The organism is Chitinophaga sp. 05T412 (assembly GCF_056396465.1).
In genome coordinates this window covers 216,555-231,000 of record NZ_JBFTLN010000007.1, presented here as the reverse complement: position 1 = coordinate 231,000, position 14,446 = coordinate 216,555, and the positions used below count along the sequence as shown (strand labels likewise).

The 14,446-nt window shown below is 47.2% G+C and carries 12 protein-coding genes; 8 read left to right on the top strand and 4 right to left on the bottom strand.

The window, feature by feature from the left end; all coding sequences use genetic code 11:
- Positions 1 to 7 precede the first annotated feature (7 nt).
- The 6 genes from AC1DFM_RS17350 to AC1DFM_RS17325 all read left to right on the top strand — a co-directional run bounded on the left by AC1DFM_RS17350 (position 8) and on the right by AC1DFM_RS17325 (position 9,351).
- Positions 8 to 1,216: a redoxin domain-containing protein gene (locus AC1DFM_RS17350; RefSeq protein ID WP_477078000.1), complete on the top strand. Its 1,209-nt coding sequence runs from the start codon at positions 8 to 10 to the stop codon at positions 1,214 to 1,216.
- Between the two features lie 134 nt (positions 1,217 to 1,350).
- Positions 1,351 to 2,040 (top strand): response regulator transcription factor, encoded by a 690-nt coding sequence (locus tag AC1DFM_RS17345; protein ID WP_477077999.1) that lies wholly within the window; start codon positions 1,351 to 1,353, stop codon positions 2,038 to 2,040.
- Positions 2,037 to 3,356, top strand: a complete 1,320-nt coding sequence (locus AC1DFM_RS17340) for a sensor histidine kinase (protein ID WP_477077998.1) — start codon at positions 2,037 to 2,039, stop codon at positions 3,354 to 3,356. The genes AC1DFM_RS17345 and AC1DFM_RS17340 overlap by 4 nt, the downstream gene beginning before the upstream one ends.
- A gap of 121 nt (positions 3,357 to 3,477) precedes the next feature.
- On the top strand, positions 3,478 to 4,860 hold the full coding sequence (locus AC1DFM_RS17335) for a TolC family protein (protein WP_477077997.1): 1,383 nt from the start codon (positions 3,478 to 3,480) through the stop codon (positions 4,858 to 4,860).
- A gap of 62 nt (positions 4,861 to 4,922) precedes the next feature.
- A complete protein-coding gene (locus tag AC1DFM_RS17330; protein ID WP_477077996.1) occupies positions 4,923 to 8,201 on the top strand; it encodes an efflux RND transporter permease subunit in 3,279 nt (1,092 codons plus the stop codon).
- Positions 8,202 to 8,229: 28 nt separating this feature from the next.
- Positions 8,230 to 9,351 (top strand): efflux RND transporter periplasmic adaptor subunit, encoded by a 1,122-nt coding sequence (locus AC1DFM_RS17325; RefSeq protein WP_477077995.1) that lies wholly within the window; start codon positions 8,230 to 8,232, stop codon positions 9,349 to 9,351.
- A 59-nt stretch (positions 9,352 to 9,410) separates the two neighbouring features.
- Here the strand turns inward: AC1DFM_RS17325 and AC1DFM_RS17320 are convergent, their stop codons facing one another.
- The 3 genes from AC1DFM_RS17320 to AC1DFM_RS17310 all read right to left on the bottom strand — a co-directional run bounded on the left by AC1DFM_RS17320 (position 9,411) and on the right by AC1DFM_RS17310 (position 11,616).
- Complete coding sequence (locus AC1DFM_RS17320; protein WP_477077994.1) at positions 9,411 to 10,139, bottom strand: hypothetical protein; 729 nt, start codon at positions 10,137 to 10,139, stop codon at positions 9,411 to 9,413.
- A gap of 70 nt (positions 10,140 to 10,209) precedes the next feature.
- Positions 10,210 to 11,049 carry a sugar phosphate isomerase/epimerase family protein gene (locus tag AC1DFM_RS17315; RefSeq protein ID WP_477077993.1) on the bottom strand — a complete coding sequence of 280 codons (840 nt, stop codon included), beginning with the start codon at positions 11,047 to 11,049 and terminating at the stop codon, positions 10,210 to 10,212.
- Between the two features lie 81 nt (positions 11,050 to 11,130).
- The gene (locus AC1DFM_RS17310; RefSeq protein ID WP_477077992.1) at positions 11,131 to 11,616 is read right to left on the bottom strand and encodes a hypothetical protein; all 486 of its coding nucleotides are present in this window, start codon (positions 11,614 to 11,616) and stop codon (positions 11,131 to 11,133) included.
- An 80-nt stretch (positions 11,617 to 11,696) separates the two neighbouring features.
- Between AC1DFM_RS17310 and AC1DFM_RS17305 the strand changes: the two genes are divergently transcribed.
- The gene (locus AC1DFM_RS17305) at positions 11,697 to 12,428 is read left to right on the top strand and encodes a DUF481 domain-containing protein (RefSeq protein ID WP_477077991.1); all 732 of its coding nucleotides are present in this window, start codon (positions 11,697 to 11,699) and stop codon (positions 12,426 to 12,428) included.
- A 5-nt stretch (positions 12,429 to 12,433) separates the two neighbouring features.
- Here AC1DFM_RS17305 and AC1DFM_RS17300 read toward each other — a convergent pair whose 3' ends face one another.
- Entirely contained in the window at positions 12,434 to 13,273 is an 840-nt protein-coding gene (locus tag AC1DFM_RS17300; RefSeq protein WP_477077990.1) for a hypothetical protein, read from the bottom strand.
- Between the two features lie 46 nt (positions 13,274 to 13,319).
- Here AC1DFM_RS17300 and AC1DFM_RS17295 point away from each other — a divergent pair, with 46 nt between their 5' ends.
- Positions 13,320 to 14,438 (top strand): helix-turn-helix domain-containing protein, encoded by a 1,119-nt coding sequence (locus tag AC1DFM_RS17295; RefSeq protein WP_477077989.1) that lies wholly within the window; start codon positions 13,320 to 13,322, stop codon positions 14,436 to 14,438.
- The last annotated feature ends 8 nt before the right edge of the window (positions 14,439 to 14,446 follow it).

Sequence of the window (14,446 nt, the reverse complement as noted above, 5' to 3'; positions counted from 1 at the left end):
AAAATCCATGAAGCATACTTTATTCGCTGTTCCCCTGGTACTACTGCAAGTAGCTGCTATGGCGCAACAACAACAACCATTTACCCTTAAGGGAGATATTAAAGGGCTGCCTGACCGCTACGTATACCTCAGTTATGCCAACGGTACGGATAGATACGGGATGGATAGCACGATGTCTAAAAACGGAAAGTTTACTTTCCATGGACAGCTGGTGCAGCCGGTAGAAGGCAGGATGTTCGTCGATAAAAAAGCCGCGATGTATGGAAAAGGGGACTTCACCTCTTTCTTTATGGATGCGGCACCCATGGAGCTGAAATCCAGCACCGGTAAGCTGAAAGATGCTAAACTCACCGGCTCACAGTCGCAGGCCGACCAGGAGAAGCTCACTGCCGCCCGTGCGCCGGTGCAAAAGAAACTGAAACCATTGTCTGATGCATTCGAGAAGCTGAATGATGAATACATTACTGCCAGCCGGGCAAAGAAGCCGGATGCGGTACTCGAGTCGTACAAAACAAAGCTCGACGGCATAAAGGCAAAAATGGAACCTTACTACGATGAAATGGAGAAAATTGATAAGGCCTTCCTCGATCAAAATCCCAACGCATATGTATCTGCACAGCTTTTGCGTTATCGTGTAAGCAGTATGCCACTAGCAGAGGGGGAAGCATATTACGCAAAAATGTCACCCGCCATGCAGCAAAGCTTCGATGGCCTCGAAATCAAAAAGGAGCTGGATGGCTTGCGGGCTGGCTCTCCGGGCAGTACAGCCTATGAGTTCACCAAAACGGATATCAACGGCAAAACGATTAGTCTCGCTGATTTTAAAGGTAAATATGTGATGCTGGATTTCTGGGCCAGCTGGTGTGGTCCTTGTCGCAAAGGAAATCCCCACCTGAAAGAGTTATATGGTAAGTACAGCGCCAAAGGCTTTGAAATCATCGGTATCTCTGATGACGACAGCAGCCCGGACGCCTGGAAAAAGGCTGTAGCACAGGATGGTATTGGCATCTGGCGGCATGTACTCCGCGGGCTCGACTGGAGCAAACGCGAGAAGAACTTGCCTAATCCGGAGGATACCAGTGACTATTATGGCATTCATTCGCTGCCCACTAAAATACTGATAGACCCCAAAGGGATGATTATTGGTCGCTATGGCGGCGGTGGAGAAGATGATGAGGCCATGAATAAGAAATTGAAAGAGATATTCGGTTCCTGAGCCATTTTAAAACCGGTTAAACATCCCTGCAGCGCTTTTGTTGTAGGGATGTTTCGTTTTTGGGCCTTCCATCTTCCCCAAAACTTCAAAATTGCTATAAATTTACATAGCACCTTCACACCAGGTATGTTATTATGAAAGTATTGATTGTAGAAGATAACAAGGAACTGGCCAGCGGGATATCCGATTATCTCAACGGCGAAAAGTATATCTGTGAGCTGGCGTATACCTTCGAAGCGGCGCGGGAAAAGCTGTCGCTTTTCTCCTACGATTGTATCCTGCTGGACATCATGCTGCCAGATGGTAACGGCCTGGAGTTGCTGAATTACATCCGTAAAGAGAACATCAACAGCGGGGTACTCATCATCTCCGCCAAAGATGCGCTGGATGATAAGGTAAACGGGCTGGAACGTGGGGCGGATGATTATGTCACCAAACCTTTTCACCTGCCGGAGCTGCATGCCCGGCTACGGGCTATTTACCGCCGGAAAAAACTGGAAGGAAGTAATAATAACCTGGTTACTTTCAACGAAATAGTACTGAATACCGATACGGTGGAAGCCACCGTGAATGATATCCTGCTGGATGTTACCCGCAAAGAATTTGACCTGTTGTTGTATTTTGTGGTCAATAAAAACCGCGTATTATCGCGGCAGTCTATTGCCGCCCACCTTTGGGGGGATTATACCGATAACCTGGCTAACTTTGATTTCGTTTACCAACATGTAAAAAACCTGAGAAAGAAGATCAGTGCGGTAGAAGGAACAGATTACATTGAAACGGTATATGGCTTGGGCTATAAGTTTAATACATCCAAAACATGAAGCTACTCAATAAAATAACGCTTTGGTTTATCGGTGTTGTATTGTTGGTAACGCCTGTTACCATGATCATCTCCCGGAATAATATCAAAAAACACCTGGATCAGGCGGAAATAGAGCGGATGAAGGTGGTGAACGACCGGGTGGCCCAACAGCTCCGCGAAGGCGAAAAGCCGGACCGCTATACCCATGGGCGCCCTATTGAAATCAGCCTGTTGCCGGGCGCTTTACCTGCGGAACGGGTTACTGTCAGCAAAGATAATTATGTGGCAGAAGACCTGGGGCAGAAGGAATGCCGCATCACCGTGAACTCTTACTATGAAGTAGGGGCACAGCACTATAAAATTTCTTCTTTCAATTATGTGATTAAGTCAGAAGAAATATTTCAGGGAATGCTTACCGCCGTAATATGGAAAATTGTATTGCTCACCATCGCGGTGTCTGTCACCGCCCGGTTGATCTCCGGCAAAATATTTTCTCCGCTGCGTCGCACCATGAAAGCCATTCATGCTTTTGACCTGAAGCAAAAAAAGAAAATACAACTCCCCCAAACCAGCACTACTGAATTTAAAGAGCTGAATGCTTTCCTCTGTAAAATGACGGATAAAGCCATGGATGACTATGCAGCAGTAAAGGAATTCAGCGAAAATGCGTCGCATGAACTGCAAACACCGCTGGCCGTGATCCGCAGCAAAATAGAATTGCTTTCTGAAACCAATATCGACCACACGCAGGCCGCGCTGATAGGGGATATGCAGAATGCCATTGAAAAGTTGTCGCATATCAACCGCTCGCTGATCCTGCTCACCAAGCTGGAAAATCAGGAGTTCAGAACCACGGAGAGCCTGCAATTCTGCCGTGTTACCAAAGAAGTGATCGCCACTTATGAAGACTGGCTCCTGATGCGGGAAATTAAATTAGTGACAGATCTGGATAAAGGCGTGTCTCTGAACATTCACCCGGCGTTGGCAGAAATGCTGATGAACAACTTGTTGAGCAACGCCATCCGGCATAATCGCGATGGGGGACAAATAGAGGTATTACTCACCCGGCGGGAACTTTGTGTCAGCAATACCGGTCTGCCACCACAAATACCTACCAGCGAACTATTCCAGCGATTTAAGAAAAGTAATCAGAGTAACGATAGTATTGGTCTGGGATTAGCGATTGTAAAGCAAATCTGTGAAGTGAATAATTATACCATTGACTACACCTATATCAATGGCTGGCATCGGGTACATCTTTACTTTTTTAAAGAAGATGCACCAAATGTGATGAACGGCGAACCCTTGCCCACAGCGGCGGAGATAAATGCCTAGGTATCCATCTCCCTAAAAAAATATCAATTTTGAATTTCCTTCAAAGTTACTTCAAAATGATACTGTCATTTTGCAGTTGAAATATCCCTCAAGGTATTTTCAACGTAAAATCTAGTTATTCATGTGGAGTAAAAAATATTGCCTGTTGGCGTTTGCAGCGGTACTAACCGGATACAAGGCAGATGCACAGCAGGTGTTTACCCTTAAGCAGGCCATTGATACCGCCGTCGCCAATTACGGCACTATCAAAGCCAAAGCCAGCTACACGGCGGCTGCACGCGAACAGGTATCGCAGGCACGCCGCGATTACCTGCCTAATGTCAACGTAGGAGTACAACAGGACTATGGTACTATTAATGGTCAAAATGGCCCCCTGTACGGCTTTGGAGGCCTCAGTGCCGCTTCTGCCGGACCATCACTCGATCATCAGAATTGGAATGCCGCCTTCGGCGCATTATATCTTACTAACATCAACTGGGACTTCTTTGCCTTTGGCAGAGCAAAAGAAAAGGTGAAAACGGCAGTAGCGGCCGCCACACAGAACGATAAAGACTGGCAACAAGAGATTTTTAAGCACAAAATTAAAGTGGCGGCCACTTATTTAAACCTCGTGGCAGCACAACAGCTCACCCGTTCCTATGAAGAAAACCTGCAACGCGCAGATACCATCCGCCGCGTGGTAGTGACCCGCGTGAAAAATGGCCTCATCGCCGGCGTAGACTCTTCCCAGGCCAATGCAGAATATTCCAGCGCTAAAATTGCACTTACCAAAGCGAGAGATTTTGAGCAGGAACAAAGCAATCAACTGGCGCAACTGCTGGGCGTAACACCACAATCATTTACGGTAGATACTACCTATATGACGCGTATTCCAGTGATGCCGCAACCAAATTTCAACCCGGATAGTCACCCGCTGTTGCAATGGTATAAAAGTCGCATTGCTCTTAGCGATGAACAAACGAAATACGCGAAAACACTTTACTACCCGGCCTTTTCACTGGTAGGCCTGTTGCAGACACGTGGCTCCGGCTTTGGCGCCGGTTATGCAGCGGATCAAACCGACTACTCCCACGGCTACTGGGATGGCGTGAAACCTACGCGCACCAACTATTTGCTGGGTGTAGGCGTTACCTGGAATATCACCCAGCCATTCCGTATATCCAGACAGGTACGGGCGCAACAACAGATCAGCAAAGGGTTACAGTATGAATACGAACTCGCCGGTCAGCAAATTCGTGCACAACTGGACCTCTCAGATATTAAAATAAAGAATGCCCTGGATAACTACCGGGAAGTGCCTGTACAGGTGAAAGCTGCGTCAGATGCCTATCTCCAGAAATCAGTACTGTATAAAAACGGGCTGACGAACCTGGTAGATGTTACACAGGCGCTCTATGTACTCATCCGGGCAGAAACAGACAAAGACATCGCCTATAGCAATGTGTGGCAGGCTTTATTGCTGAAAGCAGCAGCAGTAGGGGATTTTAGCATATTTGAGAACTAGCGCAGATCGCTTTCGTTAAACGGACGCCATTTTATGGCTTTATTTATCAACACGTCGTTATTATGAACTTAATCAGTTTCGCACTTAAAAAACCTATTACCATACTGGTACTTGTTGCCGGCCTGTTTTTCTTCGGGATAAAAGCGGTCAATACGATTAAGGTCGACATCTTCCCTAAGCTGGACATGCCGGTACTCTATGTATCGCATCCTTTCGGCGGTTATACGCCGGTGCAAATGGAAGCCTTTTTCGCCAAACAATATATCAACATATTCCTGTTTGTAAACGGGATCAAAAGCATTGAAACCAAGAACATCCAGGGCCTTACGCTGATGAAGATCAACTTCTATCCCGGCACCAACATGGCCCAGGCGGCGGCGGAGGTCAGCGCATTTTCCAACAGGATACAGGCGGCGTTCCCGCCAGGCTCCAATCCACCGTTTATCATTCGCTTTGATGCTTCCACACTGCCGGTAGGCCAACTGGTACTTAGCAGTGATAAGCGCAGCAACAACGAATTACTCGATATGGCGAACGTATATGTACGTTCCTCGTTTACGTCTATCCCCGGTCTGGTGGCGTCTCCGCCCTTTGGTGGAAACGTGCGTACCGTGGTGATCAAAGCAGACCCGGTATTGCTGCGTCAGCATAACCTCACGCCTGATCAGCTGGTGGAAGCCATGCGCCTGAATAACCAAACGGCGCCATCAGGGAATGTGCGCATCGGCGATAACAACTATATCACTTCCGCCAATACCACTATCCGTAATATCAAAGATTTTGAAAATATTCCATTGTTTAAGGGAGATGTACAAAATCTGTATCTGCGTGATGTAGCGACCGTGGAAGACGGCGCCGATATTACGGCCGGCTATGCACTGGTAAACGGCAGACGCTCTGTATACCTGAGTATCGCCAAAAGTGCCGATGCATCTACCTGGGAAGTGGTACAAAACCTGAAGAAATCTATTCCAAAAATGCAGGCTCAGCTACCCGAAGATGTAAAGCTGAGCTATGAATTTGATCAGTCCACCTATGTGATCAACTCCGTGAAGAGCTTACTCACAGAAGGTACCATCGGAGCCATTCTAACGGGGCTCATGGTACTGCTCTTCCTCGGGGACCCAAGAGGCGCAATGATTGTGATCCTCACCATTCCTACCTCTATCATTTCGGCGGTACTGTTTCTTAACCTCTTTGGGCAAACCATCAATATCATGACCCTGAGCGGGCTGGCGCTGGCCATTGGTATCCTGGTAGATGAGAGTACGGTGACCATTGAAAATATACACCAACACCTTGATATGGGGAAACCCAAGGCCCTGGCCATCTGGGATGCCTGTCAGGAAATTGCGTTCCCGAAATTGCTGATCCTCTTTTGTATCCTCGCAGTATTTGCGCCGGCATTCACCATGGGTGGTATCCCCGGTTCATTGTTCCTGCCACTGGCCCTGGCGATTGGCTTTAGCATGATCATTTCCTACTTCCTGGCGCAAACCTTTGTGCCGGTGATGGCCAACTGGGTAATGAAAGGTAAGCACCACAAAAAAGCCGATGGCACCAATATGTCAGATGCAGAAGAATTTGCCGCATCAGAACTGGCCGGTACCGGAGAGCACGATACCTGGGAACAGAAAAAAGTATTGGTAGAACGTGCCGATAGCAATCGCGATGGAAAAGTGAGTGGCTTCGAAAAGCTGCGAAACCGCTACCTGCGCTTTATTGGACGCATGATGCCTTATCGCCGGCCTATCGTGATTGGCTATCTCGTAGTGGTTTGCGGTATCGTGGCATTGCTGTTAAGCGGTATTGGCCGTGACGTATTGCCGAAAGTAAATGGCAGCCAATTTCAGCTGAGAATGCGGATTCCGGATGGTACCCGTATTGAAATCACGGAAGCAAAAACATTGCAACTGATGGATGGAATCAGAGGCATTGTAGGTAAAGATAATATCCAAATCACCTCTTCATACGTAGGCATGCATCCGCAGCTGTTTTCCATCAGCCCCATTTTCCTCTGGATGGCAGGGCCGCATGAAGCCGTGTTGCAGGTGGCGCTTAAAGAAGATTATAAAGTCAATCTGGATKAATTGAAAGATAAGATMCGTGCGCGTGCCAAAGGGATTGACCCGCAGATGAAACTATCTTTCGAACCCATTGAGCTGACCGATAAAATTCTCAGTCAGGGATCGCCAACACCAGTAGAGGTACGGTTTTCCGGCCGCGATAAAAAGCAGAATGAAAAGTATGCACAGATCATGGTGGACGAGCTGAAAAAAATCAGCTACCTCCGCGATGTGCAGATTGGGCAGTCTATTAAATACCCGGCACTCAATATCAATGTAGACCGTGTTCGTGCTGCCCAGCTGGGCGTGGATATGAGCGATGTATCCCGTTCACTCATCGCCTCAACCTCTTCTTCCCGTTTAACAGAAAAGAACGTATGGGTAGATGAAAAAGCAGGATATAGTTACAGCGTACAGGTACAGGTACCGGAAAACAAAATGGACAGTAAAGAACAGGTGGGAGAGATCCCGCTGTTGAAAAACACGTCGCGCCCCATATTGGGTGATGTGGCATCCATGTCCAACGACACTACTTACGGAGAAGCGGATAACCTCGGCGCCATGCCAACACTAACGGTAACGGCTAACCTGAATAACAAGGATCTTGGTACCGCTACTACCGATGTAAATAAGGCCATTGCTGCCATGGGCAAACTGCCCCGTGGTTTAAATGTGGAACTGATTGGTTTGAGCAGCACGCTCACAGAAACACTGGATAGCCTGCAGGGTGGTTTGATTGTAGCCATCGTCGTGATCTTCCTGATGCTGGCAGCTAATTTCCAGTCGTTCAAAGTATCAGCAGTAGTGCTGGCAACAGTACCGGCGGTGTTATTAGGGTCACTGGCATTATTGATGTTATGCCGCTCTACCTTAAACCTGCAGTCTTATATGGGAATGATTATGTCCGTAGGGGTATCTATTTCCAATGCGGTATTACTGATCACCAATGCGGAGCAATTACGCAAGCATAATGGCGATGCGCTGTTATCTGCTACAGAAGCGGCGGCGCTGCGTTTACGTCCTATTCTCATGACGGCATTAGCCATGGTGGTAGGTATGATTCCGATGGCCAGTGGTTTGGGAGAAGCGGGCGACCAGTCGTCTCCCCTGGGCCGCGCGGTGGTAGGAGGACTCGTAGCCTCAACTTTCGCTGCATTGTTTATCTTGCCGCTGGCTTTTGCCTGGGGACAAGGTAAAGCAGGCACGCGGAGCGTATCCCTGCATCCGAGAGATGAAGAGAGTGTACATTACATTCCTTCCGACGAAAAAGCATAATCATCTAATTTCTATTAAAATATATTTTATGAACAGCGGTTTCCGTATCACTTTCCCTTTATTGTCTGCAATGATAATCACCGCAGGACTACAGAGTTGTAGCTCCTCCGGCGCTAAAGAAGGGAAAGACCCATCCGCCACTGAAACAGCGCCTTCGCTGGATGCTTTCTCCCTGGAGAAAGGCAGTCTTTCTTCTTCTATACAAATTCCCGGTGAGCTGGTAGCTTTCCAGCAGGTAGACCTTTACGCCAAAGTCAGCAGCTTCGTAAAAAAGATGAATGTGGACGTAGGCAGTGAGGTGGCTGCAGGACAGCTATTAGTGACCTTGGAGGCGCCTGAAATCAATTCACAGTTATCTGGTGCAGAGTCCAGGTTGAAGTCGCAGGAGGCTATTTATTTATCCAGTAAAGCTACTTACGACCGCCTGCTGGAAACCAGTAAAACGCCTGGTACCATTTCACAGAACGACCTGGACGTGGCTTTTGCCCGCCAGAAGTCGGACCTGGCCCAGCTGGAAGCTGCCAGAGCAGCGCATCGCGAAGTAGGTGACAACCGGAACTACCTGGAAATACGTGCGCCCTTCAGCGGCGTGATCACCGCCCGTAACGTAAGCGCCGGCGCCTATGTAGGCCCTTCCGGTAAAGGCTCTGAAATGCCCATCTTCACCTTACAGGAACAAAAGAAACTGAGGTTGGTGGTGAGTGTGCCGGAAGCGTATACCAGCTACCTGAACAACCAGAGCGAAGTGAATTTTACCGTGAGATCACTGGCAGATAAACAGTTTAAAGGAAAAGTAATACGCCTGGCAGGTGCACTGGATCGCAAACTCCGCGCCCAGCACATCGAAATTGATGTGGCTAACAACGATAAAAGCCTGTTGCCCGGCATGGTGGCGGAAGTAGCGGTACCGCTGACCGGCAGCGCCAGCAACTTCCTGGTACCCACTACCGCGGTACTGAATTCAACGAAAGGCGTATATGTGGTGAAAATAGCCGACAAAAAAACAAAGTGGATACCTGTTACCACCGGTCGTACCGAAAAAGGGAAAACAGAAGTATTCGGGGAACTGACCACCGGCGATACACTGGTAACTGTTGCCAGCGAAGAAGTTCGGGATAATGCGCCCGCCAACAATGTAAACGTTAAGTAGGTAGATAGATGATGAATCAAAGGGGCTGTTTCCGTAAGGAGACAGTCCCCTTTTTATTGTCAGGAGCCGGCTACATACAGGCATCCATAATTACCGGTACTCAGCTGTTGTGCGGTGTAATAAATGCTGGTATATGAAGGATCTACCATAGTTGCTATGAAGGAGGAATTATTGCTGGCCATATCAAACTGCATCTGGTAAGCCACCACACCTGCTTCTCCATAAGTGGCGTACGCCATTACTACAAAATCTTCCGGCGCCCAGAAACTTTTAAAGGTATTCACTGTTACGGGACAGCCACACATCATTTTCACGAAAACGGAAATCTCAGAAGAGGAAGGGGCGGTGTTCTGCTCCAGTAGCAATCCAGGCACAATCAGGGTATACGTATAGGCGTCCTGTGTAGGACTAAGTACTACCTGTTGGTTAATTGTTATGGGTGTATCCGAATTAGGATAGGGGATGGTAGCGGTGATAGTCGCGGGTGTCATTGCTGTTACCAGGTACGATGGAAGTGTGCCACATACGGAGTTGCTGTCGGTGGCCAGGTAATCTACCTGTCCGCTGTTGGTATCGTTGGGTGTAATAATCGGCAGCAGGTTGGGCGTACGGCCGTTCACCAAAGGAGTGATGTTACCATCGTCGATACTGCTGCTGGCATTATAGTTTAAGTTGAAGGGCGTGCCACCTACATTCATTACCACGGAGATGGAGTTGTAGCCAGGATTCCAGGCATTGGGTCCCAATAGTTTGCCTCCCAATGCCTGTAGATATACTGTAATCAGCATAATATAGCTATTTTGAGCGTGAGAAAATAGATCATTAATTTAATCATATTCTCCCGGCTCACAAAATAGATCAACTGTTAACGGTGTGGATCACACCCCTGAAGAACCCTGCTGATTCAGCAATTCCCGGCAGGGGATCACTCATGTCTTTTTCATATTCAATACTACATACGCCCTGATAGTTGATCTTGTCCAGCGCGGCCACCAGTTTTTTGAAGTCAATTACACCTCTGCCTATTTCAATGGCTTTGGCATCTTTGGCGGCGGCGCTCACGTCTTTGATGTGGAGATCGAAGATCCTGTTTTTATACGCCAGAATGGCCCTGGAAGGCTCTTCGCCAGCTCTCATGGCATGACCAATATCCAGGCATAATCCCAGTCGCGGGTCCCGGTTTTTGATGAGGTCATACGCATTTTTAGGACCTGGGTACAGCGCATCTTCCGGACCGTGGTTATGTACGGCGAGACGGATATTATAAGCTTTGATTTTTTCTTCGGTGTAGTCTAGTAGCTCCGGTGTAGGTACGCCTACAATCAGCGTTACGCCTACGCGTTTGGCATATTCGAAGGCTTCATCTACTGCTTTTTTTGTTTTCATATAGATAACGCCTACCGCATATACTTTAATGCCGGCAGCAGTAAATTTCCCCAATACTTCCTGTATTTTCTCCGGAGTACTGTTGATAGGAAGATGGATATCTTTCACAGAGATGTTCGTAATATTCACCCGATTCATGATGGCGATAGCCTGATCCAGGTCAAATTTGGCAAAGGTGTAACCGGCCATGCCGATGGCAAGTGTTCCTTTTTCTTTGTTACCGGTGATGGCGGCCGTGGCAGCGAAAGGCGCCATAGTAGTGGCAGCTACGCCCAGGGCGGTTTGTAACAGGAAGTTCCTTCTTGATGACATATCGTTGTTTTACGTGGTGATAGCAATACGGCTGTGCAGGTGACAGGCGACTAAGATCTCTAAAATTTGTTGTTTTTTATGTTAAAGTGTCCGTTTTTTAAGGAAGTAGCGAATGAGGCCGTAAATAAGATGACCGATAAAGATCAGTTGTGCAATGACAAACGACAAGGTCAGGACTGTATAAATCAACATCGATTGCTTGTCTGGACGAATAATCTGATCATCCATTACATAGCGGTGTGTATTATCTAGAAATAAATCGGGGTACCAATAAGTGACCAGTATCATGCCCAATACTGCGCCTAATGTAAGGCCCACATGTAACCAGGTGAGCGTTCTTTTTTGCAGAAACCGATCGAACCAGAAGTATAGCAGCCCAATGACTCCGAAAATTAGCACCTGTACCCATAACAAAAAGGTGGCGGATACTACAAAAATTGTATCATGCAAATGGATGTCTACCTGTTTATGACCGACGAATAGCAACAGCACAAATGTCAGCAACACTGCCAATAGCAATAACAGGTAGGGATGACGGATAATAGCGCCAGTAAACGTTTTGAACATAGCATAAATATAATTAATTCATGGCAAATTCTTCAGGCACGTTAATTGTGCAGCGGGAAATTGCATTTTAATTACGGATCATGAGGAGAATAGCTTTACTATTATTGTCGTTATGTTATTGTTTGACCACCTCCGCACAATTTAGCGACTCGGTGCATTATTATATCAAATACGCATCTACCGGCGCTATCAACAGAACAAACAACGGGAATTCTTTCTTACTAAATAATAACCTGGGCTTTAAAATCAGCAAGAAACGGCTGACCATGAATACCGGCGCCAGTTACGTATATGGTAAGCAAGACCATAGCATGACCAACAACGATGTATCTGCCGCCATGGATGTGAGTATGTACCGGGGAGAGAAGAAAGTCTATTACTGGGCATTGGCCAATTTCGATAAAAGCTATTCGTTAAAAATCAACAGCCGTTTCCAGGGCGGCGGTGGTATTGCCTATGATGTGATCCATCATGCGCAGGCTACCCTGAACCTGAGCGACGGCGTGCTGTTTGAAGCCAGCAACCTTTACCTGAAAGATACCATTCCCGATGTATATCAAACCGTGCGTAACTCCCTGCGCGTGTCGTATAAATGGATCATTGTGAATATGGTGGTGCTGGAAGGATCTAACTATATACAAAATTCACTTATTCACGGTGACGACTATATTATAAAATGCAATAACAGTCTTTCCGTGAAACTCCGTTCCTGGCTGAGTGTTACAGCTGCTATGACGTATAACAAAGTAAACCGCACGGATAGGGAAAACCTGTTGATGAACTACGGGCTTACGGTAGAGAAGTTTTTTTAGTGATCTTATTTCCGAAGGGCGGATTGTAGCTCCCTATATCCCCAGAATAGGAATAACAGGGAGAGTACCAGACAAAAAACAACCGTGAAGGAGATACCTTCTTTCAGGTAGCCCTTGTAAGGTAAATACAACGAGGCGATGCCGACAAGGATGGATAGCGCACCCTTCATCAACAACTTTTTTTTATCCGGTAATTGAGCGAGGGGTACCGCTACAGGCCTGGCTTGAGGGCGATTAACAGCGGGGAGTTTATACTTATCCGCATTTTCTCCCGGAAAATCGCCATATCCAATGAGGGTAGTGATATCTGCGTGATTAAAGTAGCCGCTGATTTTTTCGTCGTCCTCCAGCATCAAAGCATCCAGGTCTTCGTAGAGGTGTTGCAGCAAGGTGTCTATGTTGTTAAAACCAGACAAAGCGAAAATATCCAGCTCCAGCATATCCTGTTCAGTCGTATTCTTATCAAGGAAGGTGATGAAGTCACGATAAAGTGGCATTACTTCCGGGAAGCTATGTTCAAAAAAAAGGATATTACTTTCGGCATTGACCAGCGCATCTTCTTTAGTGACAGAGATATGGGATTCGCCTGCTACAAAATTATCTTCATCCGTTTCTTCTATTGCGGCGTATCTTTTTCTCATGGCGGGTTCCGCGCGTTTTACATCATCTTCCTCCATCAGGGTAAGCCAGAAAAGGGGCAGGAGGTTATTGGCCTCAAACAGCACTGCCGATGCTTTCGGGTTTGATTTAATCAGGTAAGTACGATGTCCCATTGAACTGATATTTAGAGGATTGGGTAAGATGCCTAAAATAAGGAAACTATTGATGGAACGATCAGTGATCATGTACACGAAAGATTTTTAGTGTATTTTGGTTTCCGGATCAGCACATATGAAAGGATTACTACAAACGATTATTTTATTAGGAACGATACAGGGCATTATCGTAAGTGTATTGCTTTTTTTTGCACCGAATAACCGGTTGGCGAACCGGCTGTTGGGCGCTTTCATTTTACTCATGGCCACTGCCAGTTTTGGGGTATATGCCGGTTTTAAAGACTGGTTTGGTTCACCCTGGCTGGCGTTCCTGTCCAACTTTGTGCCTCTGGTTACGGGTATGTTGTTCGGGCCGCTGATGTATTTTTATATTCGTGCATTCCTCGAACCCGGTTTCAGATTGGGGCGCCGGGAGCGGTTACAATTCCTGCCCGCCATTATTGACCTCGGCCCACCTCTTATTGCCATTATTTTTGTTATCGGTGTATATACCCATACAATTAAAAATGTGTCGGGCCCCTGGGGAGCTTTTATCGACGACTATAACGTATACGCAGATATTCCCCGGTGGTTATCCGTAACAATATACACCTACATCTCCCTCAAATACCTGGCGCGTTACCAGGCTGCGGGCAAAGTTACACCGGGCTGGTCCTGGTTACGGCAGTTTGCCCTGGGAATGGCCGCATTTGCAGCTGTATGGCTGGTATATCTGGTGCCTTACGTGATCCCACGCTATACCAATATGATGTTGGATCGCTTCGACTGGTACCCCATTTATATCCCGCTGACGCTTCTGATCTATTGGCTGGGTATCCGCGGCTATATCATTTCTTATCAACAACTGGTCACCGATAAAAAAGCAGACACCCCTTTGCCGGTAGCCACGGTCGACGCGGCGTTGCTGTCTTTGAAAAAAGCCATGGAAGAAGACCGCCTGTACCTGGATACCGGGCTTAATCTGCAGCAGGTAGCAGCTCATACCGGACTTTCTCCCAAAACTATATCCGCAGTACTTAATCAGCACCTGGGTAAAAACTTCAATGAGTATATTAATACTTACCGCGTTGAGCTGTTTAAGGAAAAATTATTAGCCGCCGATGCGGCGCAACTTACCTTTGCAGGGTTAGCATACGATTGTGGCTTTAGTTCTCCCGCTACTTTTCAGCGGGCATTCAAACAGCATACCGGCATGTCGCCTTCCGAATTCAGGAAAACGGCCGCGAAAATGTAATTAAATCC

Coding starts and splice junctions, on each gene's coding strand:
- AC1DFM_RS17350 (WP_477078000.1), top strand. CDS start 8: ATGAAGCATACTTTATTCGCTGTTCCCCTGGTACTACTGCAAGTAGCT.
- AC1DFM_RS17345 (WP_477077999.1), top strand. CDS start 1,351: ATGAAAGTATTGATTGTAGAAGATAACAAGGAACTGGCCAGCGGGATA.
- AC1DFM_RS17340 (WP_477077998.1), top strand. CDS start 2,037: ATGAAGCTACTCAATAAAATAACGCTTTGGTTTATCGGTGTTGTATTG.
- AC1DFM_RS17335 (WP_477077997.1), top strand. CDS start 3,478: ATGTGGAGTAAAAAATATTGCCTGTTGGCGTTTGCAGCGGTACTAACC.
- AC1DFM_RS17325 (WP_477077995.1), top strand. CDS start 8,230: ATGAACAGCGGTTTCCGTATCACTTTCCCTTTATTGTCTGCAATGATA.
- AC1DFM_RS17320 (WP_477077994.1), bottom strand. CDS start 10,139: ATGCTGATTACAGTATATCTACAGGCATTGGGAGGCAAACTATTGGGA.
- AC1DFM_RS17315 (WP_477077993.1), bottom strand. CDS start 11,049: ATGTCATCAAGAAGGAACTTCCTGTTACAAACCGCCCTGGGCGTAGCT.
- AC1DFM_RS17310 (WP_477077992.1), bottom strand. CDS start 11,616: ATGTTCAAAACGTTTACTGGCGCTATTATCCGTCATCCCTACCTGTTA.
- AC1DFM_RS17305 (WP_477077991.1), top strand. CDS start 11,697: ATGAGGAGAATAGCTTTACTATTATTGTCGTTATGTTATTGTTTGACC.
- AC1DFM_RS17300 (WP_477077990.1), bottom strand. CDS start 13,273: ATGATCACTGATCGTTCCATCAATAGTTTCCTTATTTTAGGCATCTTA.
- AC1DFM_RS17295 (WP_477077989.1), top strand. CDS start 13,320: ATGAAAGGATTACTACAAACGATTATTTTATTAGGAACGATACAGGGC.